This is a genomic window from Pedobacter lithocola (assembly GCF_042650845.1).
GTDB lineage: Bacteria > Bacteroidota > Bacteroidia > Sphingobacteriales > Sphingobacteriaceae > Pedobacter > Pedobacter lithocola.
On sequence record NZ_JBHSBW010000007.1, the window covers coordinates 364,731 to 388,663 of the forward strand.

Sequence of the window (23,933 nt, forward strand, 5' to 3'; positions counted from 1 at the left end):
AACCATAATTTAACATTTTAAAATTGTTAAATAATAGCTAAGTGCTTTTGTTGTATATTCTTAAATAGTATATTGCATTTCGATATTCAACCAAATGCAGACTATATTTCTAATAAATTAATACCGATGAAGACTGCTTTTTTAGTTTTTATCGTTTTTTTATTTTCATTTTCAGTTAAAAGTTTTGGGCAAAATGTTTCTAATGAAGGGACAGACTTTTGGGCGGTTTTTCCAACGCATGTGCCAAGCGGAAATTCTTTAGCCAATATTGCAGTATTTGTTACCTCAAAATTTAATACCGAAGTTACGGTAAGTTGTAATGGCTGGACAGAAACTCAAGTAATAAAGGCAAATACTGCCACTCAATTTAATGTGCCGAGAGTAAATGCTTATATAGATTTGGCTGAATCCAATAGTAATTTAACCAACCGAGGAATTCATATTAAGGTTAAAGATGGTCAGCCAAAAGTTTCTGCATATACGCATATATATGGTAACGCAAGATCTGCAGCATCATTAATTCTTCCCTACGAAACTTTAGGGCAGACATATTATTCCATGAATTATTTCCAAACCAACGGAGGTAATAACTATCTGGCTATTGTTGCGGCTGAAGATAATACTACAGTTTTAATACATGAAAAGAATGGTGTTTCAAAACCTATAACTTTATTGAAAGCGGGTGATGTTTATGAGTATATTTCGGGTAGTGATGATTTAACAGGGGTTTTTGTAGAAAGCGACCCAGTAACATCTCCTTGCAAAAGGTTTGCAGCTTTTTCAGGTACATCTGTAATAGCAATATCTTGTACAGCTTCACAAGATCCGCTCTACCAACAGTTATATCCAACGGTTAGCTGGGGTAAAGAATATGGTGTTGTTCCATTTATAAATAGGAAGTATATTTTAAGAATTTTAGCCCAAGAGGATAATACTAAAGTAACTTATAATGGACAAACATATACCGTAGATAAAGGTAAATTTATTGAAAGTTCGCAGTTAATAGAACCTACATTTGTTTCTGCAGATAAGTTAATTAGTGTAGCTCAATATTCTCTAACTCAGAATTGTTCATCAGCTTCTGGTGGTAGCATAATTGGAGATCCTGATATGGTAATATTAAATCCTATCGAATTTAATATTAGAGGTGTAACAGTATTTTCATCGCCTTTGCAAAACATTAATGTTAGATATTTAAATATATTAATTAATGCAAACAAGACTGGCACTTTCAAAATAAATGGTAAAGCTCCTGTAACAACATGGACACCACTTTTAGGCAATACAACGTTTTCATTTGCACAAATTCCTGTTACAGATAATAGCTTAACTTTAACGGCTGATGATGGTTTTAACGCAATTGCCTATGGTTTTGGTCAGGCAGAATCTTATGCCTATTCAGCAGGTACAAATTTAGCATCAAACAACTATTTAACTGTTGTTGATGAAGCTAAAAAGGAAGAAAGTCCGAATGGATGTGTTGGACAGGAAATCGATTTTAAAGTTAATCTGCCTTATCAACCAGATAGTATTACTTGGACTTTAGATAGTGAAACTGAAGTTACTACCACGAATTTAATCCCCGAGGTAAAAAATGTTAATGGGCAAACAATATATATATATCGTTATCCTGCAAAAAAAACCTATAGTGTTGCGGCAAATCATCAACTAAATGTTGTTGCTCATGTGCCTAATAATGCAGCCAATTGTCAGAATGGCGATTTGGAAACCAATTATATATTTACCATTTACGATCTGCCTACCGCTAAATTTACAGTCGACAGTACTTTTTGCGCTAAAACTGATGTGATATTTACTGATAAAAGTTTATCAAATTCTACAGATTTTAATATAACAAATTGGGCTTGGGATTTCGGTGACGGAAAAAAATCAGATGAACAAAATCCAAAACATCAATATGAAAAGGAGGGAACCTATATTGTAAATTTATCTGTTCGATCAGGTACTGGATGTTATTCAGATTTTGCTACAGATACAGTAAAGATATTTCCATTACCTGTTTCTAAATTTATTGCCTCTAAGAATACTTGTATCAATACAGATTACCTGGTTACGGATTCATCAACTGTAAGTTCTGCGCTGGGTCCAAATAAAATAGTTAAGTGGAGTTGGGATTTTGGAGATGGAACGAAGTTGGACAAATTAGATTCAATTCCTTTTCCTCATCAATATAAAAGTATTGGAACTTTTAAAGTTTCATTGACAACTACTTCGCAGGAAGGATGCGTTGGTAACACTATAATCCAAGACGTAGTTGTTACCGGCTTGCCTATATCAGATTTTACAACACCAGATATTTGCTTTAAAGATGGTGTTGCTATATTTAAAAATACATCTAAAAATGTTGATGGAACTATAGGTTATTTGAAATTTGAATGGGATTTTGGCGATTCTTCTCCTGCTACAAATAGCTCTAATGAGATAGATGGTAAGCATACTTATTCTATAGCCGGTGATTATACAGTAACCTTAAAAACTACCAATGAGAATGGCTGCCAGGTTATTCAACAAAAGCTTTTTACAGTAAATGGGCAAGTTGAAAAGGCAGATTTTTCTATTCAAAATGAGCTAAATTTATGTAGCAATAATGCTGTAATCATTACTAATTTATCTAAAGCGGCGACTGGAAAAATTACTAGAATTGAGATTTTTAAAGATCGGGATACCATTCCTTTAACGATTCCATATCCGGACACAACTAGTAACATCTTAATAAAATTTGACACTTTCGGGGGATTGAATGATGAACCACATACAATTAAGCTAATTGCTTATTCTGGTGAATCTTGTTTTGAGGAAGCAACGAAGACAATTATTTTAAAACCTTCTCCAATTTTAGAATTTGCAGATATACCAAGTGTTTGTACTGATAATGGTTCTGTGATTATTAATCAGGCAAAAGAAAAATTTGGTATTGTTGGTACGTATAGCGGGAAAGGCATAGATGCCGATGGAAATTTTAACCCAAGAGTTGCTGGCGTCGGTCAGCATGAAATAACATATACTGTAAATGCTGCAAATGGTTGTGCAGATAGTATAAAGAATGTGATAAATGTTTATAAATCACCAACTGCTGATATGGGAACTACGCTATATATTTTAGCTGGAGGTCAGGTAAAAATCCCTGCCTTTGCTGAAGGTTCTAACTTAACATATTCATGGAGCCCTGCATTAGGTTTAGATAATGCAAGTATTTTAAATCCAATAGCATCACCTGAGAAAGATACAGATTATACATTAACAGCAACTACTAGCGATGGCTGTACAGTAAAAGTAATTTATAAAATTATTGTGCTACAGGCTTTAGTTCCGCCAAATTCATTTACACCAAATGGCGATGGCGTTAACGATGTATGGAATATAAAATATTTAGAAAGTTACCCAAATGCTACCGTTGAGGTTTTTAATCGAAACGGAAACAGGGTATTTTTCAGCAATGCATACAAAGTGCCTTTCGATGGCAATTATCAAAACGAGCCTTTACCTGTAGGTGTTTATTACTACCTTATCAATCCACGAAACGGGAGAAAATCAATAACCGGACCTTTAACCATAATCAGATAGAATTGAAAAGGTATTTCATCATAATCGCCCTATTTATTAGTTTCAAAAGTTTTAGTCAGCAGAAACCGCAATACACGCAATATATTTTTAATCAATATTTGTTAAACCCGGCAATATCCGGAATAGAAAATTATATCGATTTTAAAGCTGGTTACCGCAAGCAATGGGCGGGAATTAACGATGCGCCACAAACTTCATTTGTTTCGGCACATTGGGCGCTTGGCGATAATCATTTGTGGAGCAATGCCTTAACTTCGTTTCCCGAGCAAAGTGGCGACCCAATGGATAGAAATTACACACAGAATTATACTTCTTCACCAGCTCATCATGGTATGGGTGTTACGGTGGTTCAAGATAAAGCCGGACCGATATCCAGAATAGATGCAAATTTAACCTATGCTTATCACTTACAATTGAGCAATAATTTCAATTTATCTGTAGGTGCAGCAGCCGGAGTTTCGAGCATTAAACTAGATGTTAACTCGCTTACTTTTCCTGATAGCCAAACCGACCCTGCATTAACAAATGCTTTTATAAGTCAGTTGAGGCCGGATTTGAGCGTTGGCGTTTGGCTTTATGGAGCAAGAATGTTTGCAGGCATTTCTGCACAACAAGTGTTATCTCAAAAATTAAGTTTTACCAATTCTGATAATTACAATACAGGCAAAGAGGTTCCTCACTATTTTGCTACCGCAGGTTATAAGTTTTTTCTTGATGATCAAATTGCTGCAATACCATCCGTAATGGTAAAATACGTTCAGCCTGCTCCTGTATCTGTAGATTTGAACATGAAAGTTGCTTTTAGAGATAAAATTTGGCTTGGAGGAAGCTATCGTAAAGATGATTCTTTCGCTGCTATGGCGGGTTTTAATATTGGTAAAATTGTAAACTTAACTTACTCATACGATTTTACAACTTCAGATTTAAACACAGTAAGCAACGGTAGCCACGAAATTGTATTAGGCTTACTGCTAAATAATATTTATAAAGTGCCTTCGTACATTAGAATGTGGTAACCTTGGTTGGTTAGGTTTTTGGTTTTTTGGTTTGTTGGGCGTAGTTTATTGGTTTGTTAGGTGGTTAGTTTTTTGGTTTTTTGAGGATGATATATTACATCGAACAGATTCACATCATAAAATTTTTATGAAACTTTGACCCCAAAAAACTAACCAACCAGAAACCCAAAAAAACAGAAAGTCTAAAGTTCTTTTCTAAGCCTTGCAACAGGAATGTTCATCTGTTCGCGGTATTTTGCAACTGTTCTTCTGGCAATATTATAACCGCGTTCTTTTAAAATATCAGTAAGTTTTTCGTCTGCCAGTGGCTTGCGTTTATCTTCGTTGCCAATACAATCTTCAAGAATTTTTTTAACCTCTTTGTTAGATACTTCTTCACCATTTTCTGTTTGGATAGCCTCAGAGAAAAATGATTTCAATAAAAATGTGCCAAATTCTGTTTGTACATATTTAGAGTTTGCAACCCTTGATACCGTAGAAATATCCATGTCAATTTTATCAGCAATATCCTTTAAAATCATAGGGCGCATTTTACGTTCATCAGCAGTTAAAAAATACTCGTACTGATAATGCATAATCGCATTCATGGTTTTTAGCAAAGTTTGTTGTCTTTGTTTAATTGCATCAATAAACCAACGAGCCGAATCTAGTTTCTGCTTAACAAATTGAACCGCTTCTTTTAGTTTTTTATCTTTTGATGAGGCTTTATCGTAATGCTCAAACATTTCCTGGTAAGAACGGCTAACCTTAAGCTCAGGAGCGTTTTTAGAGTTAAGTGTTAAAATTAAAATGCCATCATTATTGCTGATGTGAAAATCGGGAATGATTTGCATTTGCTTAGTAGTTACCTGGTTGGCATCTCCAGGTTTTGGATTTAATCGAAGAATTTCATTTACTACTTCTTTTAATTCTTCATTATCTAAAGCTAAACTTTTCTCTAGTTTATCATAATGTTTGCGGGTAAACTCATCAAGATAATTTTCCACAACGTTCATCGCTTTCACGATTATAGGGTTGCCGGCATCTTTTCTTTTCAATTGAATCAGCAAACATTCCTTTAAATCTCTTGCACCGATGCCTGGAGGGTCGAAACTTTGAATAAGTCTTAACATTTCTAACACATCTTCTTCCTCAACCATTACGTTCTGAGAAAAAGCCAAGTCATCTATCATAGAACTTAACGGACGGCGTAAATAACCATCATCATCTAAGCTGCCAATAATTTGTTTGCCAATAATAAAATCCTGATCAGATAGTGGAATTAAATCCAATTGCTCTTGTAAGCTTTCAAAAAACGTACTTTCTATTGCTATTGGGGTTTCTTTTTTCTCCTCATCATCATCGCCATTATTATAGTTTGTGCTATAATCGTTGGTGTTATCATCTTGCAGATAATCATCAACATTAAATTCATCAGTACTATTATTATCATCTGATGATTTATCATAATCATCCGGACCGTCATTTAAATCATCGTATTCGCCTTTTGGCTCATCGGCAGTCATTAAACTTGGGTCTTCAAGCGCAGGATTCTCTTCTAATTCTTCTTTTACTCGGGTATCTAAAGCAACGGTTGGTACCTGCAACAACTTTATAAATTGTATTTGCTGAGGAGATAATTTTTGTAATAATTTTTGTTGTAGGTGTTGCTTTAACATATTTTATATAAAAGAGTGTCGCAAAAATAAACAAATCATCTCAGATATTCTTTACAATTGATTCAAAGCCAAACAGATTTTCATTTGAAATATTAGTGCTGCTGAGTTTGATTATCTAAGAAACTTTTTTATTTTCGTTACAGATATTTAAAAAAACGAACTTAATATGAGCATTGTAAAAGAATTTAAAGAGTTTGCCATAAAAGGTAATGCTTTCGATTTGGCTGTTGGAGTAATTATTGGCGGGGCATTTGGTAAAATAGTTACTAGTGTAATTGATGATTTAGTGATGCCAGTTGTTGCAGCTATGGTTGGTAAACCAGATTTTAGTAGTATTTACTTTGCCATGGGTAAAGGTTCGGAGCTGATTCCGGCCGGGGCGTCATTAGCCGATGCTAAAAAAGCAGCTCCTGATGCTGCAATATTTGCGTACGGAAATTTTATTACGGTTGCCATTAACTTCCTATTATTAGCGCTAATTGTTTTCTTTATGGTAAGGGCAATTAATAAAATGAAAAAGAAAGAAGAAATAGCTGCAGTTGTTGCGCCACCTGCACCAACAAATGAAGAAACACTTCTTGCTGAAATAAGAGATTTACTTAAAACTAAAGCCTAGATTATTTTGCTGTTTCAGAAGCTATTAGATTAATCTAAAGGCTTTTGAAACAGCTTGTTGCTTAATAACTTCTTTTAACTTTTGGGTTTGTAATGATAATATAATCGCCCAAATCTTTAAATTTTTCCCATTCGGGATTATCAAAGCTTTCATCAGAAAACGATGAAACATTTAAAATGCGCAACTTAGGCGCATATGTTTGTAGTTTAGCTAATGTTCCTAATTTCTCATCGCTATGGAATCTTCCGTTCAACTGAAAAACTTTTAATCCCTTATGTTCCTTTAAAAATTTATTAATATTCCAGGCCATTGTAGCATCCCAAAAATTTTGAGTTTGATAAATTTTCATGGTTCCTGTTCCGTGTCCACCCATTGTTTCTCCAAATTTTTCATAATATCTACCAATTGCGGTGTCAATCGGTAATGGTGGAAGGAAGTTATAAGAACCCTTTGGGAAAGTTTTTAGCGTTTCCAATCCGTTTTTTGTAACTGCATTGCTATATCGTGTTGCCGCGTTAGCACCAATTACATCAATTTTATTTTCTTTAGCGTATTCAATTAATGGGCGATAATCTTTATAGTTTGGCCAAACTCGGGCTTCTTTAATAAAGTTCTTCTCCGAAATCAACCCTGACAAATATTCGTCAATTATTGGTTGCGTATCGGTATAAAACATTTCGAACGATGCGGCAATATTTTTTGGATATTTTTGATGCAGTTGTTTAAAAATTTCTGCTTCAAGATAATGTCCTATAGAATCATTATGGTCTTCACCGAAAAACAGAACGTCGGATTTTTCCATGTCAGCTACAATATCACCAACAGCAATTACTTTTTGTTTTTTAACATCGTAGATTTTATAATTATGAACAACGTTTTGAGCAAATAGGGTAGTTGAAGCAATTGCGAACAGGATAAATATTAAAAATTTCATGGCCTCAAAATACTAAAATATTTTTCACCGATGAAATAAGATAGCTCACCGCTATTTAGCCTTTTTTTGCAGTTGATGCATATACTAATTGCTGCATTGTAAATACTTTTGATTATAAATAATTGCACAAATGGAAAACTCAAATAATAATTTATCCAATAACAGTTCAAGCAGAATGTTTAGCGGCTTGATAATCGTATTAATTGGAATAGCTTTTCTTATCAATACATTAAACCTTGATTTACCACGGTGGATTTTTAGCTGGTCTAACTTATTGATTCTTGTTGGGATCTTTATCGGCTTACGAAACAATTTTAAAGGCATTGCCTGGTTAATTTTAATTTTAATTGGCGCATACAATACCATTGAAAATATGCATCTCGACTTTGATATTTCGAAATATGCGTTAGGATTTGGTTTTGTTATTCTTGGTGCTTATTTAATATTTAAGCCTAAAGGTGCTTTAAAAGTGAAACGAAAAAATCGATATGCCGACGGTTTTAATCCTGCAGCACCTAATGAAACGCTAAATATTAATGATAGTTTAAATAGTAATGATTTTGTTGAAGCAACCGCAGTTTTCGGCGGCAGCAACCAAATCGTGTATTCTAAAAATTTAAAAGGTGGTGATGTTACCGTTGTATTTGGTGGCGCTGATTTAAATTTTATTCAAGCCGATTTTACAGAGAGCATTGCGCTCGATGTTACAGCAGTTTTTGGTGGTATTAAATTGGTTGTACCGCAAAACTGGATTATAAAATCGAACGTTACGCCAATATTTGGCAGTGTAGAAGATAAACGTGGACATTTAATTCCAACAGGTGAAGTACAAAAAACTTTAGTAATTGATGGAACAGTAATGTTTGGCGGAATTGAAATTAAAAGTTTTTAAATTATGCCTATGAAGTATAGGCATAATTTAAAATATGGTGGCAATACATTTGGAGAGTTAACCATCATCAAATGACGGGTAGGGGTAAGTTTGGAAGTTAAATCAGTCAAAGCTTATCTAAAAAATTCATCCTTATAATAACTACTTCTAAACTTATAAATCTTGACAACCAGACCATTATCCGTACCGCAAATACAAAAAATTTCCATTGCTTTTGCAATAGCATGGATAATTTTATGTGCTGCAGGTTTACATTACGTAGTAAATTTTTCGTGGATGATTTCATTCACGGATAGTGTAATTACCAATTTCCTGCTCGTAGTTGCTTGCATAAGTATTAGCAATATGCTAGGCTACTATCAACCTAAAAATGAGCGCATTCTTTATGTATTAATCATTTCATTGGCGCTTACATTTGTAATCATCTATCTTGCAAAATATACCCTTCTATTCATTTTTACTGATTTTAAAAATTATCAGGATTTCTATAATTTTTCCTTTCCATTTAGAGGCTTAATTTCTTTTATGTGTTTAGGTTGGTGTGCTTTAGCAAATATTTTATGGTACAGGTTAGAAGAACAATCTGAAATGCAAGGGAGACTATTATCGACACAAAACCTAGCAAAAGAAGCCGAGCTAAATAAACTAAGACATCAATTACAACCGCATTTTTTGTTTAACAGCTTAAATTCGGTATTTGCATTAACTATGGTAAATCCAAAAGAAGCTGGTGTAATGATAACCAAATTGGCATCTTTTTTACGAGGAACATTAAAAAGAGATGATGAACTTTGGGTTTCTGTAGAAGAGGAAATGGAATACATACAACTTTACCTCGATATTGAAAAGGTGCGTTTTAGCCATAGGTTAAATATAGAAGTGAATGTTAGCGAAGATACTCTTAACCTCTGTTTGCCAGGTACCTTGCTGCAACCAATAGTAGAAAATGCAATAAAATTTGGTTTATATAATACATCTGCCGGGATTACCATTAAAATCGATGTCACGGTTGACAATGATATTTTAAATTTAAGGGTACAAAATCCTTTCGACCCGGAGATGAAAGCAACAGGTGGAACCGGTTTTGGATTAACAGCAATTAAAAGAAGGTTATACCTGTTATTTGCCAATCAGAATTTATTGCAAACCGAAATTGAGGCAAATAATTTATATATTACCACTCTTAAAATTCCTCAGAAAGATGATCAGAACCATACTAATTGATGATGAGCCTTTAGCAAGAGATATTGTAAAATATTACCTTTCAGAACATAAAGAAATAGAAATAATTGCAGAATGTTGTGATGGTTTTGAAGGATTAAAAGCAATAACCCAACATAAACCCGATTTAATTTTTCTGGATATTCAAATGCCTAAAATTAGTGGATTTGAGATGCTCGAATTGGTTGAAGATAAGCCCGCTGTAATTTTTACAACTGCTTTTGATGAATTTGCAATTAAAGCTTTCGAAGTTAATGCTGTAGATTATTTATTGAAACCAATTGATAAAAATCGCTTTGATTTGGCGATGCAGAAGCTACCAATAAGATTAAACCAGAAAGAAAATACGGAAGCAGTTTTGGATGCCGTAGCCATGAGTTCTGCTCAAAGTAATAGAGTTGTTGTAAAGAAGGATGGTATCATAAAAATTATCCCAGTTGCTGATATTAATTATTTAGAAGCAGATGATGATTATGTGAAATTAAGTACCGCTGAAGGTGCATTTTATAAAAATAAAACAATGGCCTTCTTTGAGCAAACGCTTAATCCAGGTCAGTTTATAAGAATACACCGTTCTTACATCATTAATTTGGCACAGGTAACTAAAATCGAGCTAAAAGAGAAAGATAGTTATGTAGTTTTGCTTAAATCAGGCATTTGGCTGCCGGTAAGCAAAACAGGTTATACCAAATTAAAAACAGCATTAGGATTGTAATGGCTAATACTCCAAATGCGTTTTAAAAAGATTTACTACATTTGCTTTTCAATTTTAAAAATAAAATTAATCAGGCTTGCAATTGTAGAGAAATCGCTTTATATTTGCACCTCTTAATTTTGAAATTATAATAAGATAATATACAGTCATGAAAAGAACATACCAACCTTCGCAAAGAAAGAGAAGAAACAAACACGGCTTCCGCGAAAGAATGGCAACAGCTAACGGCAGACGAGTATTAGCATCACGTCGTGCTAAAGGAAGAAAAAGATTAACAGTTTCTGACGAACGCAAGCATAAAGCATAATTTTTGATTGCTTTTCCGAGCAATCGGAACTGGCAGATCAAAATCTGCAATTATCAATCAAAAATATATGTACACATTCAGGAAAGAAGAACGGTTATGCAGCAGAAAACATTTAGATCTGCTGTTTAAAAACGGTTCTTCTTTTTTATTATACCCTTTTCGGGTTTCCTATCTTTTTATTGATGAACCCGCTGAAGTTCAGGCACAAGTGGTTATCAACGTTCCAAAAAAAAGATACAAAAGAGCGGTAGATAGAAATCTTTTGAAGCGTCGCATTCGTGAGGCTTACCGATTAAACAAACAAAATAATTTTTACACTAAACTACCAAGCGATAGGGGTTTACTTTTATTTTCGATTCAATTTATCGGAAAGGAGAAGTATGATTTTTCTTTCGTTGAAAAAAAATTAATTGCGACATTTAACCGATTTTTTAAATTAATCGAGCCGAATGAAGTTAATAAATAAAGTTTTCGGCTGGTTTTTTTTAGGGTTGATACGGATTTATCAATATGCAATTTCGCCAATGTTAGGTGCAAATTGCAGGTTTACGCCAACTTGTTCTCAATATGGAATCGAAGCTATAAGAAAGCATGGCCCATTTAAAGGCGGCTGGCTAGCTTTAAAACGTATTGGTCGCTGTCATCCTTGGGGAAATCATGGACATGATCCTATACCTTAGTATTGTTATAAACGGTTGCCTGTTGAGGGTTGTGTGTTGCGGGATTGGATGCAATTAAGAGTTACCGGCTGAGGGTTGCGAGTTGTGGAATTGTAAGCATAATAGTGTAAAGTTAAAATTTGCGAATTACTGGGCTGGTTACCAAATTACAAAATAAAAAAAATGAAAATAAATTTTCAATACATTAAACCTTCCATCAGAACAAATTCTAAACCTTAAACCTATAGCTCAAATAAAATGGCAATAATACTTCAGTTAGAAACGGCAACAGCTGTTTGTTCAGTCGCTTTATCAGTTAACGGAAAAACGGTTTTTACAAAAGAAGAAAACGGGCAGAATCTGCATGCTAGTAACTTAACCTTGTTTATCGAAGAAGTTTTAAAAACATCAGGATATGTCTTTAAAGATTTAGATGCAATAGCGATAAGTAAAGGTCCTGGTTCTTATACAGGCCTTAGGATAGGTGTTTCTACGGCTAAAGGATTGTGTTATGCCTTAGATAAACCATTAATTGCCATTGAAACTCTAACGATGATGGCTGCAGGTTTTTTAAATCAGCACCCTGATTATAAAGGCTTGGTTTGCCCAATGATTGATGCGAGAAGAATGGAAGTGTATACTGCAGTTTTTGATTCAGAATTGCAAATTGTAGAACCAACAACTGCTAAAATTATTGATGATTTAAGTTTTGCAAATCTGCTTGCTGAGCAGAAAATAACTTTTATTGGTGATGGAGCGGCGAAGTGTGCAGAAGTTTTAACAAACCCTAACGCTGCATTTAATTATGAAAATTATAACTCTGCAAGTAACCTTTCTACCCTTGCCGAAGATGCTTTTAAAATTTCTGCTTTTGAAGATGTAGCATATTTTGAACCTTTTTACTTAAAGGATTTCGTACTTACACAGCCAAAGAAAAAAGTATAACTTATTTATTTCCTTTTAAATAACGAGAACAGGTTTCTAAAAAAACTACCACCTTCATTATCATTAATTCCAGGCATTACATCGCTAAATTGTGGGTGGTTAACAACGTTTCCAAATTTAATTCCAACACCCATGTAAAACGATGCTCCATTTGGTCCGCTGCCTATGGTATAATCATTTTGTAGTATTGCTCTTGCCAAATTCGCAGATGAAATTAAATTATCTGTACCCATAAATAGCTCAAAATTTGGCGTTTGATATTTCCCCTGTAAACCAACCATAAATATATTATTCAGATTATATAATGGCGTTACACTTCCAGAAAAATCATTGTATTTAAAAGTGTTTATAAATGCTATATCGCCACCTTTGTAAAATAAGTTTTTGGAAATAGCTATCGCAGGTTTATAAAAATCAAAACTTTTTGATAGGTAAACATCAGCTTTGGCATTGGTAGCGGCTAAAAATTTTTTCGGCTGTTCTGACGATTCAAAAATATCTCTTATCTGGCGATTGGTATTGCCTTGATTGGAAATAATGTCGTCAATCGTTCTTGTAGCATTCACAGTGGTCTTAGTTGTATTATTTCTCCACCAAATAAAACCCAAATCTTTAATGTTAGCCATTAAAAACAATCCTTTTTTAGTAGTGTAATTTGTACTGAAGCCAACAGATGCACCGGGGTTTTTAAAATTAGGAATAACAGTATTTCTGTTAATCTTATTTTGATCGTTAAAATTACTAGAATAAGTTCCTGCCAAGCGTAAGTCTAAGGAGTTATTTGAGCGATCTACAAATAAATACGAATCCGAAATATTTAAATCGTTGTAAACTATTCCACTCAATACACTTGCCTTAACTCCAAAAGCTAATCTCTTATTAAAATTTTCTCTGTAGGTAAAACTAAATTGATGGTAAGATTGCTGATAACCTTTGGTATTAAAAATATTATTTAATGGTGTTTGTTCAGGAAATCTGTTGTAAGAATCAAATATAGCAAGCGATTCGTTGGTGTAATCAATTTGAGAATCTGACCTAATTTGCCATGCAAAACCCATTTCTTTCTGGTATTTATAAGAATGAAAAAGTCTTAAGGTAAGCACATAAATATTACTGTTTTGATAAAAATGATTTATCTCACCTGTTCCAATAGGTAAATCCCTTGTGTCATTAACACCGTCAACCATTAACCTGCGGATAACAGATTCGGCGCTTCCTTTATTAGCTCCGTTAACACCAAAGTATGGCAAGAAAAAGTTCGATGAAAATTTCCTGGAAGAATCTAATGTGAAAGATTTCTGTGATGGATTTTCAAAGGCATCAAACATAGTTTTCGTTCCAAACAAAGCGTATTGCTGTGCAAAACCGGTTTTGAATGATAAAAGGATGATGATAGCAAGTAGAAGTTTCTTCATTAATAGTGTATTTTGGCTTGAGTTTATTGGCTGTTGTATTAACGATTGCTTATTGAATCTGGTATTTGTGGTTTTAAATATTTGTTTAGGAGCATGTTAGTAATAAATTTGTTGTTATCAGCACTCATTTGATAATAAAAAGTATCAAAGCTTTTTAAGCCACTATCTGCCCTTAAATGTTTGTAATATGCTAGGTTAATGTTCCTTCGAAAAATATCAGCCGAATTTTTAGTGTTAATGTAATAACTAATATTTGATGTTGTCGAAAGTTGATTCAAAGCATCTTGATAGTCAGATAGCTGTATTAGCAACTTATTGTTTTTATAGCTATTTAAAAATGATTGAATTGTACTAGCATTATTAGCAAAAACTAAATTATTATCAATAATAGTATAATAAGGTCGGTTAAATTTTTTAAATGGCTCGCCAAAGAAACTAAATAAGATATCTGGAGATTTAAAAATTTTAATTTCATCGCTATAATCTGCGCTTACATCTAACAGCAATTGCTTCACTTTTTCTCCATTCGATAAGGAAATTGCTCCTAATTTTTCTGTTGTACTTAACTGGAAGCTGATAAACTGATTTTTTACATAAGGCAAAAAGACAGCTTTTAAATCAACCCTGTAATTGTTTCTAACAGCATTTATTGTGGCATCAACTTTTTTTGTCTCCTTTATTAAGCTTTGCCAGTTGCTAAGTTTTTTGTTCCAAAGTTTATAATCACTAAAAGAAAAAAGGCTATAATTTGCTGTATTATCGGGCAATAAGTTTGTAATGCTGATATTTTGAGCGGCATCATTTTCGAAAATTTTCAAATAATTTTCTGTAGCTACCAACTCTGTAGTGCCACTAAATAAAATTTTCTCTTCACTAAAATTATAAGTTAGCGATGCAAAACTGTTTTGTTTGTTAAGAAAAGAAATTTCTCCATTTAAACTGCCTGCTATTATATATTTTAATGCTTGTGGTGCATGATTGAAATTGATGTATAAATGCGCCAATACGTTTTTATTTAACAGATTATTTCTATTGATATATTCTGTAAATGGGTTATCGGTTAACCTTACAGCAGCGTCATCTATAAGTTTTAATGAAGTTGAAGCGGTAAGCACCTGATTTTGAAAGCCAATAAAAATAGACAAGCTATCGTTAAACTTAAGTTTGTAAACGTCTTTTTTAATGGTTGTTAAAGCGGTCTGCTTTTGAAGTAGTTGGTTTAATTGTTTAAAATTTTTGTCTTCTAAAATTTGTGTGGTTATTAAAAAATTTAGCTCTTTTTGCTCATCAGGTAAAATGCTTAGATAGACTTTCTCATCTGTAATAAAACCATTTAAGGCATTATTGTTAACAACGCTTTCCTTTAAATTTTTTAAAAACGATGTTTTATTTGCACCTAAAACCTGCTGCAATAACCCCTGACCTTCAATTATTTGGTAAAAACTCTTGTCATTTTGAAAAGCGAAAATAATTGCAGCATTATTTGTAGCGGATTGTAGTGCTAAATCTTTTGCATTGTTCTCATTATTTAATTTAGAAAAGTACAGGTAAGTTAGAAATGCAACGCCTGCAGTCAATGCAATTATTAGAATTAAGATTTTTCTCATCTGTTTGTGCAACAAATTTAAATTATTACATCCATTTGTACTAAGTTCTTGCCCAATTTATTAATTTAGCGATTGTTTCAAGCTAAACTTTATGAACAAACGTATAATTCTTACTGCTTCTTTCTTTGGTGCCGTTGCTGTTCTATTAGGTGCATTCGGTTCTCACGGCTTGAAATCTTTAGTCGATGCTCCATCATTAGAAATTTGGCAAAAAGGCGTTAATTATCAGTTTTACCACACACTAGCATTACTTTACCTTTCTACTTTTGCCCGCTATCGAAATAAATTAATCAATTTAGCTTATTTTTGTTTCACCTTCGGCATTGTGCTTTTCTCAGGATCGTTGTATCTGCTGGCAACAAGAAGTATTTTAAATATTGGATTTGTTGATGTTATCGGTCCGATTACCCCAATTGGAGGTTTGCTTTTTGTATTGGGCTGGATAATGCTATTTTTCGCTGCTGTTAAAGATAAATAATGAATGGATTTGAATTGGATATTTTTACAGAAAGAGAAACACTTTTTGTAGAAGTTATTTTGCCATTATCTTTGGCGAAAAACTACACTTACCGTGTGCCTTTCGAACTCAATAATCAGATTGAAATTGGTAAAAGAGTTGTTGTTCAGTTCGGGAAGCATAAAATTTATACCGCTTTAATTAGCAATATCACAACTGTACCGCCAACCGTTTATGAAGCAAAATACATTCTTGATGTAATTGACTCTGCACCATCAGTTACCGAAACCCAACTTATGTTTTGGAAGTGGATGATGGATTATTACATGTGCAACGAAGGCGATGTTATGGCTGCAGCCTTACCCGCAAGCTTAAAATTAGCAAGCGAAACCATCCTTATTCTGCGAGATAATTATGATGATAGCGTAGAGCTAACTGAGAAAGAAGCAATTATTATAACTACTCTAAAAAAGCAACAAAAGCTAACCATTAATGATGTTTCAAAGTTATTGGGGCAAAAAACCGTTTATCCGATTATTAATCATTTGTTAGATAAGGAACTCATCCTCGTTGCTGAAGAAGTTATCCAAAAATATAAGCCGCTGTTAAAATCATTCATAGTTTTAAATGAATTTTACAACGAAGAAGAAAATCTAAAACAACTTTTTGCAATTTTAGATAGAGCACCAAAACAATTAGATGCACTTTTGGCTTACTTAAAACTGAATAAAGTAGGTTTGCCAATTTCGAAGGAACAGCTCCTAGAAGAGAGTAACTGTGGCTCAGCAGCTTTAAAAGCATTAACCGATAAGGATATTTTTACAATTTTTAAACGCCCGGTTAGTCGATTAGCCGCTCACGATGATGATTTTAGTGTAAATTTCATCCTTAATGATGGTCAGCAGAAAGCACTTAATCAAATTAATACCGCTTTTAAAGAAAAAGATGTGGTTTTACTTCATGGTGTAACCGCCTCGGGTAAAACCCAGGTTTACATTAAACTTATCGAAGAAATTATAAATACAGGCGATGGGCAGGTTTTATTTTTATTACCTGAGATTGCATTAACTACACAAATTGTAGAAAGGATTAAAAAGTATTTTGGTAATTCAATCGGTGTTTATCATTCAAAATTTAATAACAGCGAAAGGGTAGAAATTTGGAATAAGGTAAAGCATGGTGCGTTTAAAGTTGTATTGGGTGCTCGATCGGCAGTATTTTTACCTTTTCAGAATTTAAAATTAATTGTTATTGATGAAGAGCATGAACCATCATACAAGCAATATGACCCGGCGCCAAGGTACCAAGCAAGAGATTCGGCCATATATCTGGCGCATTTACATAAAGCAAAAGTTATTTTAGGTTCTGCTACGCCATCGCTAGAAAGTTATCATAATGCGTTAACGGGTAAATATGGTTTGGTAGAGATGAAAGAACGTTTTGGTGGCGTTCAATTGCCAAATCAACAAGTTGTTAGCATTTCAGAAGAAACCAAAAGAAAAACAATGGTTTCCTATTTTTCAAGTGTTTTGATAAAAGACATTGATTTAGCTCTAAGTAAGAAGGAGCAAATTGTTCTGTTCCAAAACCGCAGAGGTTATGCTACTATTTTAATTTGTGCTACATGCGGTTACACACCCAAGTGCGTAAATTGCGATGTTAGTTTAACCTATCATAAAAGTAGCGGGAAGCTACATTGTCATTACTGCGGTTTCCAACAAAGCAGCGTTAATCTTTGTCCGGCTTGCGGTTCAGTACATGTAGAGCAAAAGGGCTTTGGTACAGAGCGTATTGAAGAAGAATTGAGATTGCTTTATCCGGAGGTTACTATTGCCCGTTTGGATATGGATACCACCAGAACTAAAAATGGGTTGCAGCAAATTTTAACCGATTTCCAGGATAAAAAAACCGATATTTTAATTGGTACACAGATGGTTGCCAAGGGTTTAGATTTTGATAATTTAAGTTTAATTGGCGTAATCAATGCTGATACTTTATTGGGCTACCCAGATTTTAGAGCTTATGAACGAAGCTATCAATTATTAGCTCAGGTTGCCGGTAGGGCAGGTAGGCGGGCAGACCAAGGAAATGTATGCATTCAAACTTATGATGCTGATAACCGAATTATAAAGCAGGTTGTTGACAATGATTACCTTGGGATGTATAATGATGAGATTGCAGAACGTGAAAAGTTTCTGTATCCGCCGTTTTCAAGGATGATATTTATTGCCGTAAAGCATAAAGATGCCACAGTTTTAGAAAATGCAGCTTTTTTCTTAGCTCAAACGTTAAAAGCAAAATTCGGACAACGAGTTTTAGGTCCTGAACAACCGTTGGTTAGCAGAGTAAGGAATCTATACATAAAACAAATAATAATTAAAGCTGATAAACACACAGCAATTAATAAAGTTAAATCTGTTTTAAGAGAAACCCTTACCGAATTTAATGCAATGAAAGAATTTAAAAGTGTGATAATTCAAATCGATGTTGACCCGTATTAGTTTTTACTATTAAAGTTAAACTGGATTCCCGCAGATACTGGATTTAACAAAAACTCCCATTTATTATAGGTGTTTATCGTTCTACCAGCAAGGTTTGGTTGTGTAATATCTTGCTTTTCGTAAGAGTAATTAAAATCTAAACTGCTTTCGGCAAATATTGCAAGGTTTGGAATAATGTTAATCTTAAGTCCTAAAGATGGAGTCATTACCAATCCGTTTTTGCTAGCATCGGCAGATTGACTTGTGGTAGGAACCATAGAATTAGCTGGAGCCAAGGTTCCAGTGAATCTGTTAGAGCGATATCCAATGTCAAAAGCAAAATAAGGTTGAACTCTCGAATAATTAAAGTTTTTTTCAAAACCTATTTTAAATGAATAATCAGTAACTTTTCCCTTAGCAATTTCGCATGTTTCGCAAGTGTTTTGAAATTGAACATCAGTATCTCTATAGTAATTTCCACTTATTCTATAGCTTATCTGGTTATCGTTAAATTTTAGCATTGCGCCATTTCCAACCATCTTGGTATAATCCTGCGTATTAGTTTGGTTTAATATTTTGGGCAGTTGCATCATGCTAAAGCCTCTCACAGCAAAAGAATAATTATAATCGGCGCTTGTTTGTGCAAATATGGTAGTGGTAATGGCGGTGCATAGAATAAGTATGCTAAGTAGTCTTTTTTTCATTTAAGAGGAGATAGATAATTTCATTAATATAATCAGTTTTCAAAAGTAGAAATAATTCTTAATAACGAACAAATAATATTTATTGTGCTAACACGCTAAAAAAAAATTAGTTTTGATTACCTGTAACCTACATTCAGAATAAATTTTTTACCTTGTATAAAAGCATAAATACACTACTTTTGAAACTTCATGGCCTACAAATTTGTTGATAATTACCGGGAAAGGGGAGCGAGAAAGAAGTTAGTAGAACTGCTAAAATCTCGTGGTATTGAAGATGAAAATGTACTCAAAGCTATAGGTAAAGTTCCACGCCACTTCTTTTTTGATGAAACTTTTTGGAACCAGGCTTATAAAGATATTGCTTTTCCGATTGGAGATGGGCAAACCATATCTCAACCTTATACTGTAGCTTATCAAAGCGAATTGGTACATATCAAAAAAGGTGATAAGGTTTTAGAAATTGGAACCGGTTCTGGCTATCAAACTTGTATTTTGATGGAATTGGGCGCCAAAGTGTTCACCATAGAAAGACAAGAGAATATCTTTAATCGTACCATACAGGTTTTACCGGGAATGGGTTACAAGCCAACTTTTTTTTGCGGCGATGGTTCAAAAGGAATAGCTGAACACGCACCTTATGATAAAATTATAGTTACAGCAGGAGCACCATTAGTACCAGAAATTTTATTAAAGCAACTAAAAGTGGGTGGCATTTTAGTAATCCCGGTAGGAGATGAGCGTACCCAAAAAATGGTAACCGTAATTAGGGTTAGCGAAAATGATTACGAGAAAATTGTATTGGATACTTTCAGGTTTGTGCCATTAGTTGGCGACCAAGCTTGGTAGTTTTTTCGTTATTGGCTATTTAGTTTTTTGGTTGTTGGTTATTTAGTTTGTTGATTTTTATTTGGTGATTGTTTATTTAAATATCAACACTAATAAATCGAAAATTTATCTCTAAACTATCTTTTCATTGCTCTATCCATTTCTCGCTTTACATCTTTATCTTTCAAACTATCACGTTTATCAAATTCTTTTTTTCCTTGAGCCAATGCGATTTCTATTTTAGCAAAGCCACGCTCATTTACAAAAATTCTTAACGGTACAATTGTATAACCTTTTTCTTCACCTTTCGCTTTCAGTTTCTTAATCTCTCTTTTTTGGAGTAGCAAAGCACGGTCTCTTTTAATATCATGACGAAAAAAAGAACTGTGGCTATACTCAGAAATATGAAGATTTCTAACATACAAATTTCCACCAATAAACATGCAAAATGCATCTGTCATGTTTGCCTTACCTTGTCTAATGGCTTTTATTTCTGTTCCTAAAAGTGCTATACCTGCAACATATTTATCAATTAAATTATAATCGAAGTAAGCTCTTTTGTTTTTTATATTAATATCGTTTTTCAAAATCTGTATTTGTATAAAGGCAAATCAGTTCTTGCCTATCGTTCAACCAAAAATAGTTGGGGTTGCAAATATCTTAAAAAATGCATGAATATTATCATTTTATACAAACTTGGCTGCAAAATCTAAATGTTCATTTTTTGTAAAACCTAATCTGTATTTTGCTTTGTTATCAAATTAAAAAATTAAGTTTGAATTTATTTTATTCGTTATGAAGTTTAGAAACCTGCTTTTAGTTTTGATTATATTTTTTGCTTTTTCGGCAAATGCACAACAACCAACTTATTTACCTCAATTTAAATTCTTTAAATTGGATGGAAAACCATACTCTAACGTTAATATAAATACATCAAAAAAAACACTTTTTATTCTGTTCGATTGTACCTGCGAACACTGCCAAAGAGAGGCTAAAGAGCTTAATTTAGCTTATTCTAAATTAAAAAATGTTACAATTTTAATGGTAACGCTCGATGAATCGATTTCTATCCAAAAGTTTTTCGGCTCTTTTGCGCCAGGTTTAAATTTAAAACCAAATGTTACGGTGCTTCAAGATAAAAACCGAACCTTTATTCCAACTTTTTTACCATCACAATATCCAGCCATTTATCTTTATTCTCCTGCCGGAAAATTATTGGTTTACGCTTATGGAGATGGAGGAATCAAAAAGGTTTTAAAAGCTATCGGATAATCAAAACTGGGATATTAACTTTATGCCTTACAGAATCTACTGTGGTGCCAAAGATTAAATCTTTAAGTCCTTTATGTCCATGAGCGCCCATAACTAAAAGCTCAAATTTATTTTTATTGCTGATATCTGCAATTGCTTTTGCTGTACCACCAAATCCAATATAAACTGTAGCATCATAACCTAAATCAGCTAAGTTAATTTTATATTTTTCAAGGTTATCAGCATCGCTTTGCGTTTCATGATCCATCACAATATCACCGTGATAGCGTGCTGCGGCGGTTTCTACCACATGAATTAAGTAATAATGCGCATCTTTCCCACCTTGTATTAGTGCATGTCTTATGGTGTTTCTATCATTGGTCGAAAAATCAACGGCGATACCTATTCTAGCGTAACTAATCTTATCAATTTTTCCGATATCGAGCGCATTTCCGTGTGGCACCATTTGCCTTTGAAGATTACCTTTATTTAGCAAGGGATGAAAAAATACATACAATAAAAGCAATACAACCAACACAACTGCCGGAAAAACAAATACATAAATCCACCAGGTGTTCGCATCTTTAGCCCAGCCAGAAATTTCTTCTATAACCAACTTAACATTTAAAGCAATAATAAGCAGTGCACTTCCCCAAGCCAGGACTTTTATCCATGGTTTAATGGCAAAATCTTTCATCAGCTTCTTATCTGATGTGAAATGGATGAGTGGAATTACAGCAAAACCCAATTGTAAGCTCAAAACAACCTGGCTTAATACCAACAAGCTGCCTAAAGCTCCATCACCGTAATACAGAATCGTAAAAAACGCAGGTATAATGGCCAATAATCTTGTTATTAATCTTCTTAACCAGGGCTGAATGCGCAAGTTGATATGTCCTTCCATAATAATTTGTCCGGCGAGTGTTCCCGTTACGGTAGAACTTTGTCCTGCCGCGATTAAAGCAATAGCAAATAGCGTTGGGGCTACATTTCCAAAAATGTTTGATAGTAATTTATGGGCATCTTGAATTTCTGCTACCTCGTGTAAACCATTCCTAAAAAATGCCGCTGCAGCCAAAATCAAAATGGCCGCATTTACAAAAAACGCCAAATTTAGTGCTACAGCCGTATCTATGAAATTAAATTTAATGGCTTCTTTTATGCCTTTGTTTGTTCGTTCTATTTTACGGGTTTGAACCAACGATGAATGGAGGTAAAGATTATGCGGCATCACCGTTGCACCTATAATACCGATGGCAATATACAATGCATCGCCGCTTAAAAGTGAAGGTTCAAAACCTTTAACAACTTCTTTAAGTGATGGTTCTACGATAAACATCTCAACCAGAAAAGAAATCCCGACGATAAACACCATTGAAACGATAAAGCCTTCCATAGCTCTCATTCCTCTGTTTAAGAGAAATAGCAATAATATGGTATCGAATATGGTAATTGAAATGCCCCAGATTAACGGCAGGCCGAAAAGAAGTTGTAAACCGATAGCCATTCCAATAATCTCTGCTAAATCACAGGCTACAATGGCTGTTTGCGCCAAGCCGAATAATGGAATATTTACCCACTTTGGGTATGCATGTTTGGATGCTTGAGCTAAATCCAATCCTCGTACAATACCGAGCCTGGCACTTAGCGATTGTAAAAGCAAAGCAATAAGGTTGGACATTAATAATACCCAAATTAGCTGGTACCCAAATTTACTTCCACCAGCTAAATCTGTGGCCCAATTTCCAGGGTCCATATAACCAACGCTGATTAAATATGCTGGTCCGATAAATGATAAAATTCGACGCCAGCCTTTTCTTTTATCGGTATTTACACTCTGATGAACTTCACTTAACGACTCAGTTTTTGCCATTATTGCTTATTAAAATGTGTTTTGCAACTTCTCTGCTTATGTTGATTTGTTTTTCTTCGATTAGGATTTCTACCGAACCATCGAAATCCGTAACATCAGATATTTTGATTTGTTTGCCTAGTGTTAAACCAAGCTTTTCTAAGTGTTTTAAAAACGCAGAACTGTGTTGACTAACGCCTGTAATAGTTCCGCTATCGCCAATTTTTAATTCTATAAGCTTGATGAATTGTGTTTTTGCAAACCTTCCATTTTTATCGGGAATAGGGTCGCCGTGTGGATCTGCCTTCGGAAAACCTAAAAATTCATCTAACCGTTCAATCAAATGAACAGATTTTATGTGTTCCAGTTCTTCTGCAACATCATGCACTTCATCCCATTTAAAATTAAGTTTTTCTACTAAAAAAACTTCCCAAAGTCTATGCTTTCGCACAATATCAATCGCGGCATGTCGCCCTTTATCTGTAAGGGTTACACCTTGATATTTAACGTAATCTACCAAGCCTTTTTCAGCAAGTTTCTTAATCATATCCGTTACAGAAGCTGGTTTTGTTTGTATTTGCTCTGCAATTGCATTGGTTTGAACATTGTTTGTTTGCTCGGCCAGATGATAGATAACTTTAAGATAATTTTCTTCGGTAAAACTTTGCATTTATATTTATCTAATATTATTTTTAGGTAAATCTAAAAATTATTTTTTAAAATATATATGATAAATTATGTTAAATTTTAGAATATAATTTGGTTATGTTTGTGTTCTCAATACCTTTGAATTT

General features: G+C 33.8%; 22 protein-coding genes. 14 read left to right on the forward strand and 8 right to left on the reverse strand.

Annotated elements, in window-relative coordinates; genetic code table 11:
• The first annotated feature begins 126 nt into the window (after nucleotides 1-126).
• Nucleotides 127-3,585 (forward strand): PKD domain-containing protein, encoded by a 3,459-nt coding sequence (locus tag ACFOWA_RS03840; RefSeq protein WP_378981958.1) that lies wholly within the window; start codon nucleotides 127-129, stop codon nucleotides 3,583-3,585.
• Nucleotides 3,586-3,587: 2 nt separating this feature from the next.
• A complete protein-coding gene (locus tag ACFOWA_RS03845; protein WP_378981960.1) occupies nucleotides 3,588-4,601 on the forward strand; it encodes a PorP/SprF family type IX secretion system membrane protein in 1,014 nt (337 codons plus the stop codon).
• Nucleotides 4,602-4,783: 182 nt separating this feature from the next.
• Here the strand turns inward: ACFOWA_RS03845 and rpoN are convergent, their stop codons facing one another.
• Nucleotides 4,784-6,259 (reverse strand): RNA polymerase factor sigma-54, encoded by a 1,476-nt coding sequence (gene rpoN, locus ACFOWA_RS03850; RefSeq protein ID WP_378981962.1) that lies wholly within the window; start codon nucleotides 6,257-6,259, stop codon nucleotides 4,784-4,786.
• Nucleotides 6,260-6,425: 166 nt separating this feature from the next.
• Here rpoN and mscL point away from each other — a divergent pair, with 166 nt between their 5' ends.
• Complete coding sequence (gene mscL / locus ACFOWA_RS03855; RefSeq protein WP_378981964.1) at nucleotides 6,426-6,875, forward strand: large conductance mechanosensitive channel protein MscL; 450 nt, start codon at nucleotides 6,426-6,428, stop codon at nucleotides 6,873-6,875.
• Nucleotides 6,876-6,936: 61 nt separating this feature from the next.
• On the opposite strand, the gene ACFOWA_RS03860 is transcribed toward mscL, so the two are convergent.
• Entirely contained in the window at nucleotides 6,937-7,809 is an 873-nt protein-coding gene (locus ACFOWA_RS03860) for a ChaN family lipoprotein (RefSeq protein ID WP_378981966.1), read from the reverse strand.
• A gap of 130 nt (nucleotides 7,810-7,939) precedes the next feature.
• Between ACFOWA_RS03860 and ACFOWA_RS03865 the strand changes: the two genes are divergently transcribed.
• From ACFOWA_RS03865 to tsaB, 7 genes are all read left to right on the forward strand, one after another.
• Nucleotides 7,940-8,701 carry a LiaF transmembrane domain-containing protein gene (locus ACFOWA_RS03865; RefSeq protein WP_378981968.1) on the forward strand — a complete coding sequence of 254 codons (762 nt, stop codon included), beginning with the start codon at nucleotides 7,940-7,942 and terminating at the stop codon, nucleotides 8,699-8,701.
• Nucleotides 8,702-8,863: 162 nt separating this feature from the next.
• A complete protein-coding gene (locus ACFOWA_RS03870; protein ID WP_378981970.1) occupies nucleotides 8,864-9,925 on the forward strand; it encodes a sensor histidine kinase in 1,062 nt (353 codons plus the stop codon).
• Nucleotides 9,903-10,637 (forward strand): LytR/AlgR family response regulator transcription factor, encoded by a 735-nt coding sequence (locus ACFOWA_RS03875; RefSeq protein WP_378981972.1) that lies wholly within the window; start codon nucleotides 9,903-9,905, stop codon nucleotides 10,635-10,637. The genes ACFOWA_RS03870 and ACFOWA_RS03875 overlap by 23 nt, the downstream gene beginning before the upstream one ends.
• A gap of 148 nt (nucleotides 10,638-10,785) precedes the next feature.
• Complete coding sequence (rpmH, locus tag ACFOWA_RS03880) at nucleotides 10,786-10,944, forward strand: 50S ribosomal protein L34 (RefSeq protein ID WP_010601723.1); 159 nt, start codon at nucleotides 10,786-10,788, stop codon at nucleotides 10,942-10,944.
• Between the two features lie 67 nt (nucleotides 10,945-11,011).
• On the forward strand, nucleotides 11,012-11,410 hold the full coding sequence (locus tag ACFOWA_RS03885; RefSeq protein WP_378981974.1) for a ribonuclease P protein component: 399 nt from the start codon (nucleotides 11,012-11,014) through the stop codon (nucleotides 11,408-11,410).
• Nucleotides 11,394-11,624 carry a membrane protein insertion efficiency factor YidD gene (gene yidD / locus ACFOWA_RS03890; protein ID WP_378981976.1) on the forward strand — a complete coding sequence of 77 codons (231 nt, stop codon included), beginning with the start codon at nucleotides 11,394-11,396 and terminating at the stop codon, nucleotides 11,622-11,624. The genes ACFOWA_RS03885 and yidD overlap by 17 nt, the downstream gene beginning before the upstream one ends.
• 237 nt (nucleotides 11,625-11,861) lie before the next feature.
• A complete protein-coding gene (tsaB, locus tag ACFOWA_RS03895; protein ID WP_378981978.1) occupies nucleotides 11,862-12,548 on the forward strand; it encodes a tRNA (adenosine(37)-N6)-threonylcarbamoyltransferase complex dimerization subunit type 1 TsaB in 687 nt (228 codons plus the stop codon).
• A 5-nt stretch (nucleotides 12,549-12,553) separates the two neighbouring features.
• Here tsaB and ACFOWA_RS03900 read toward each other — a convergent pair whose 3' ends face one another.
• Nucleotides 12,554-13,963: a DUF5723 family protein gene (locus tag ACFOWA_RS03900; RefSeq protein ID WP_378981980.1), complete on the reverse strand. Its 1,410-nt coding sequence runs from the start codon at nucleotides 13,961-13,963 to the stop codon at nucleotides 12,554-12,556.
• 38 nt (nucleotides 13,964-14,001) lie between these two features.
• Entirely contained in the window at nucleotides 14,002-15,570 is a 1,569-nt protein-coding gene (locus tag ACFOWA_RS03905; protein WP_378981982.1) for a hypothetical protein, read from the reverse strand.
• A gap of 91 nt (nucleotides 15,571-15,661) precedes the next feature.
• Between ACFOWA_RS03905 and ACFOWA_RS03910 the strand changes: the two genes are divergently transcribed.
• Together ACFOWA_RS03910 and priA are read left to right on the forward strand one after the other, a co-directional pair.
• Nucleotides 15,662-16,048, forward strand: a complete 387-nt coding sequence (locus tag ACFOWA_RS03910; RefSeq protein WP_378981984.1) for a DUF423 domain-containing protein — start codon at nucleotides 15,662-15,664, stop codon at nucleotides 16,046-16,048.
• Nucleotides 16,048-18,528 (forward strand): replication restart helicase PriA, encoded by a 2,481-nt coding sequence (gene priA, locus ACFOWA_RS03915; RefSeq protein ID WP_378981986.1) that lies wholly within the window; start codon nucleotides 16,048-16,050, stop codon nucleotides 18,526-18,528. The genes ACFOWA_RS03910 and priA overlap by 1 nt, the downstream gene beginning before the upstream one ends.
• Here priA and ACFOWA_RS03920 read toward each other — a convergent pair.
• Nucleotides 18,525-19,211: a hypothetical protein gene (locus ACFOWA_RS03920; RefSeq protein ID WP_378981988.1), complete on the reverse strand. Its 687-nt coding sequence runs from the start codon at nucleotides 19,209-19,211 to the stop codon at nucleotides 18,525-18,527. The genes priA and ACFOWA_RS03920 overlap by 4 nt on opposite strands.
• A 189-nt stretch (nucleotides 19,212-19,400) precedes the next feature.
• Here ACFOWA_RS03920 and ACFOWA_RS03925 point away from each other — a divergent pair, with 189 nt between their 5' ends.
• The gene (locus ACFOWA_RS03925) at nucleotides 19,401-20,057 is read left to right on the forward strand and encodes a protein-L-isoaspartate(D-aspartate) O-methyltransferase (protein WP_378981990.1); all 657 of its coding nucleotides are present in this window, start codon (nucleotides 19,401-19,403) and stop codon (nucleotides 20,055-20,057) included.
• Between the two features lie 116 nt (nucleotides 20,058-20,173).
• Here ACFOWA_RS03925 and smpB read toward each other — a convergent pair whose 3' ends face one another.
• Nucleotides 20,174-20,623: an SsrA-binding protein SmpB gene (gene smpB, locus ACFOWA_RS03930; protein ID WP_378981992.1), complete on the reverse strand. Its 450-nt coding sequence runs from the start codon at nucleotides 20,621-20,623 to the stop codon at nucleotides 20,174-20,176.
• Nucleotides 20,624-20,831: 208 nt separating this feature from the next.
• Between smpB and ACFOWA_RS03935 the strand changes: the two genes are divergently transcribed.
• Nucleotides 20,832-21,308, forward strand: coding sequence for a TlpA family protein disulfide reductase (locus tag ACFOWA_RS03935; protein ID WP_378981994.1), 477 nt, complete (start codon nucleotides 20,832-20,834; stop codon nucleotides 21,306-21,308).
• On the opposite strand, the gene ACFOWA_RS03940 is transcribed toward ACFOWA_RS03935, so the two are convergent.
• Nucleotides 21,298-23,160 carry an Nramp family divalent metal transporter gene (locus tag ACFOWA_RS03940; protein ID WP_378981996.1) on the reverse strand — a complete coding sequence of 621 codons (1,863 nt, stop codon included), beginning with the start codon at nucleotides 23,158-23,160 and terminating at the stop codon, nucleotides 21,298-21,300. The genes ACFOWA_RS03935 and ACFOWA_RS03940 overlap by 11 nt on opposite strands.
• On the reverse strand, nucleotides 23,147-23,809 hold the full coding sequence (locus tag ACFOWA_RS03945; protein ID WP_378981998.1) for a metal-dependent transcriptional regulator: 663 nt from the start codon (nucleotides 23,807-23,809) through the stop codon (nucleotides 23,147-23,149). Before ACFOWA_RS03945 ends, ACFOWA_RS03940 begins: the two co-directional genes overlap by 14 nt.
• Nucleotides 23,810-23,933: the final 124 nt, after the last annotated feature.

Bases quoted from the DNA above. Each gene is read 5' to 3' on its own strand.
- yidD (WP_378981976.1), top strand. From the start codon at position 11,394: ATGAAGTTAATAAATAAAGTTTTCGGCTGGTTTTTTTTAGGGTTGATA.
- ACFOWA_RS03900 (WP_378981980.1), bottom strand. From the start codon at position 13,963: ATGAAGAAACTTCTACTTGCTATCATCATCCTTTTATCATTCAAAACC.
- ACFOWA_RS03910 (WP_378981984.1), top strand. From the start codon at position 15,662: ATGAACAAACGTATAATTCTTACTGCTTCTTTCTTTGGTGCCGTTGCT.
- tsaB (WP_378981978.1), top strand. From the start codon at position 11,862: ATGGCAATAATACTTCAGTTAGAAACGGCAACAGCTGTTTGTTCAGTC.
- ACFOWA_RS03925 (WP_378981990.1), top strand. From the start codon at position 19,401: ATGGCCTACAAATTTGTTGATAATTACCGGGAAAGGGGAGCGAGAAAG.
- ACFOWA_RS03885 (WP_378981974.1), top strand. From the start codon at position 11,012: ATGTACACATTCAGGAAAGAAGAACGGTTATGCAGCAGAAAACATTTA.
- ACFOWA_RS03945 (WP_378981998.1), bottom strand. From the start codon at position 23,809: ATGCAAAGTTTTACCGAAGAAAATTATCTTAAAGTTATCTATCATCTG.
- ACFOWA_RS03860 (WP_378981966.1), bottom strand. From the start codon at position 7,809: ATGAAATTTTTAATATTTATCCTGTTCGCAATTGCTTCAACTACCCTA.
- ACFOWA_RS03865 (WP_378981968.1), top strand. From the start codon at position 7,940: ATGGAAAACTCAAATAATAATTTATCCAATAACAGTTCAAGCAGAATG.
- ACFOWA_RS03935 (WP_378981994.1), top strand. From the start codon at position 20,832: ATGAAGTTTAGAAACCTGCTTTTAGTTTTGATTATATTTTTTGCTTTT.
- ACFOWA_RS03905 (WP_378981982.1), bottom strand. From the start codon at position 15,570: ATGAGAAAAATCTTAATTCTAATAATTGCATTGACTGCAGGCGTTGCA.
- rpmH (WP_010601723.1), top strand. From the start codon at position 10,786: ATGAAAAGAACATACCAACCTTCGCAAAGAAAGAGAAGAAACAAACAC.
- ACFOWA_RS03840 (WP_378981958.1), top strand. From the start codon at position 127: ATGAAGACTGCTTTTTTAGTTTTTATCGTTTTTTTATTTTCATTTTCA.
- ACFOWA_RS03940 (WP_378981996.1), bottom strand. From the start codon at position 23,160: ATGGCAAAAACTGAGTCGTTAAGTGAAGTTCATCAGAGTGTAAATACC.
- ACFOWA_RS03875 (WP_378981972.1), top strand. From the start codon at position 9,903: ATGATCAGAACCATACTAATTGATGATGAGCCTTTAGCAAGAGATATT.
- mscL (WP_378981964.1), top strand. From the start codon at position 6,426: ATGAGCATTGTAAAAGAATTTAAAGAGTTTGCCATAAAAGGTAATGCT.
- rpoN (WP_378981962.1), bottom strand. From the start codon at position 6,259: ATGTTAAAGCAACACCTACAACAAAAATTATTACAAAAATTATCTCCT.
- priA (WP_378981986.1), top strand. From the start codon at position 16,048: ATGAATGGATTTGAATTGGATATTTTTACAGAAAGAGAAACACTTTTT.
- ACFOWA_RS03920 (WP_378981988.1), bottom strand. From the start codon at position 19,211: ATGAAAAAAAGACTACTTAGCATACTTATTCTATGCACCGCCATTACC.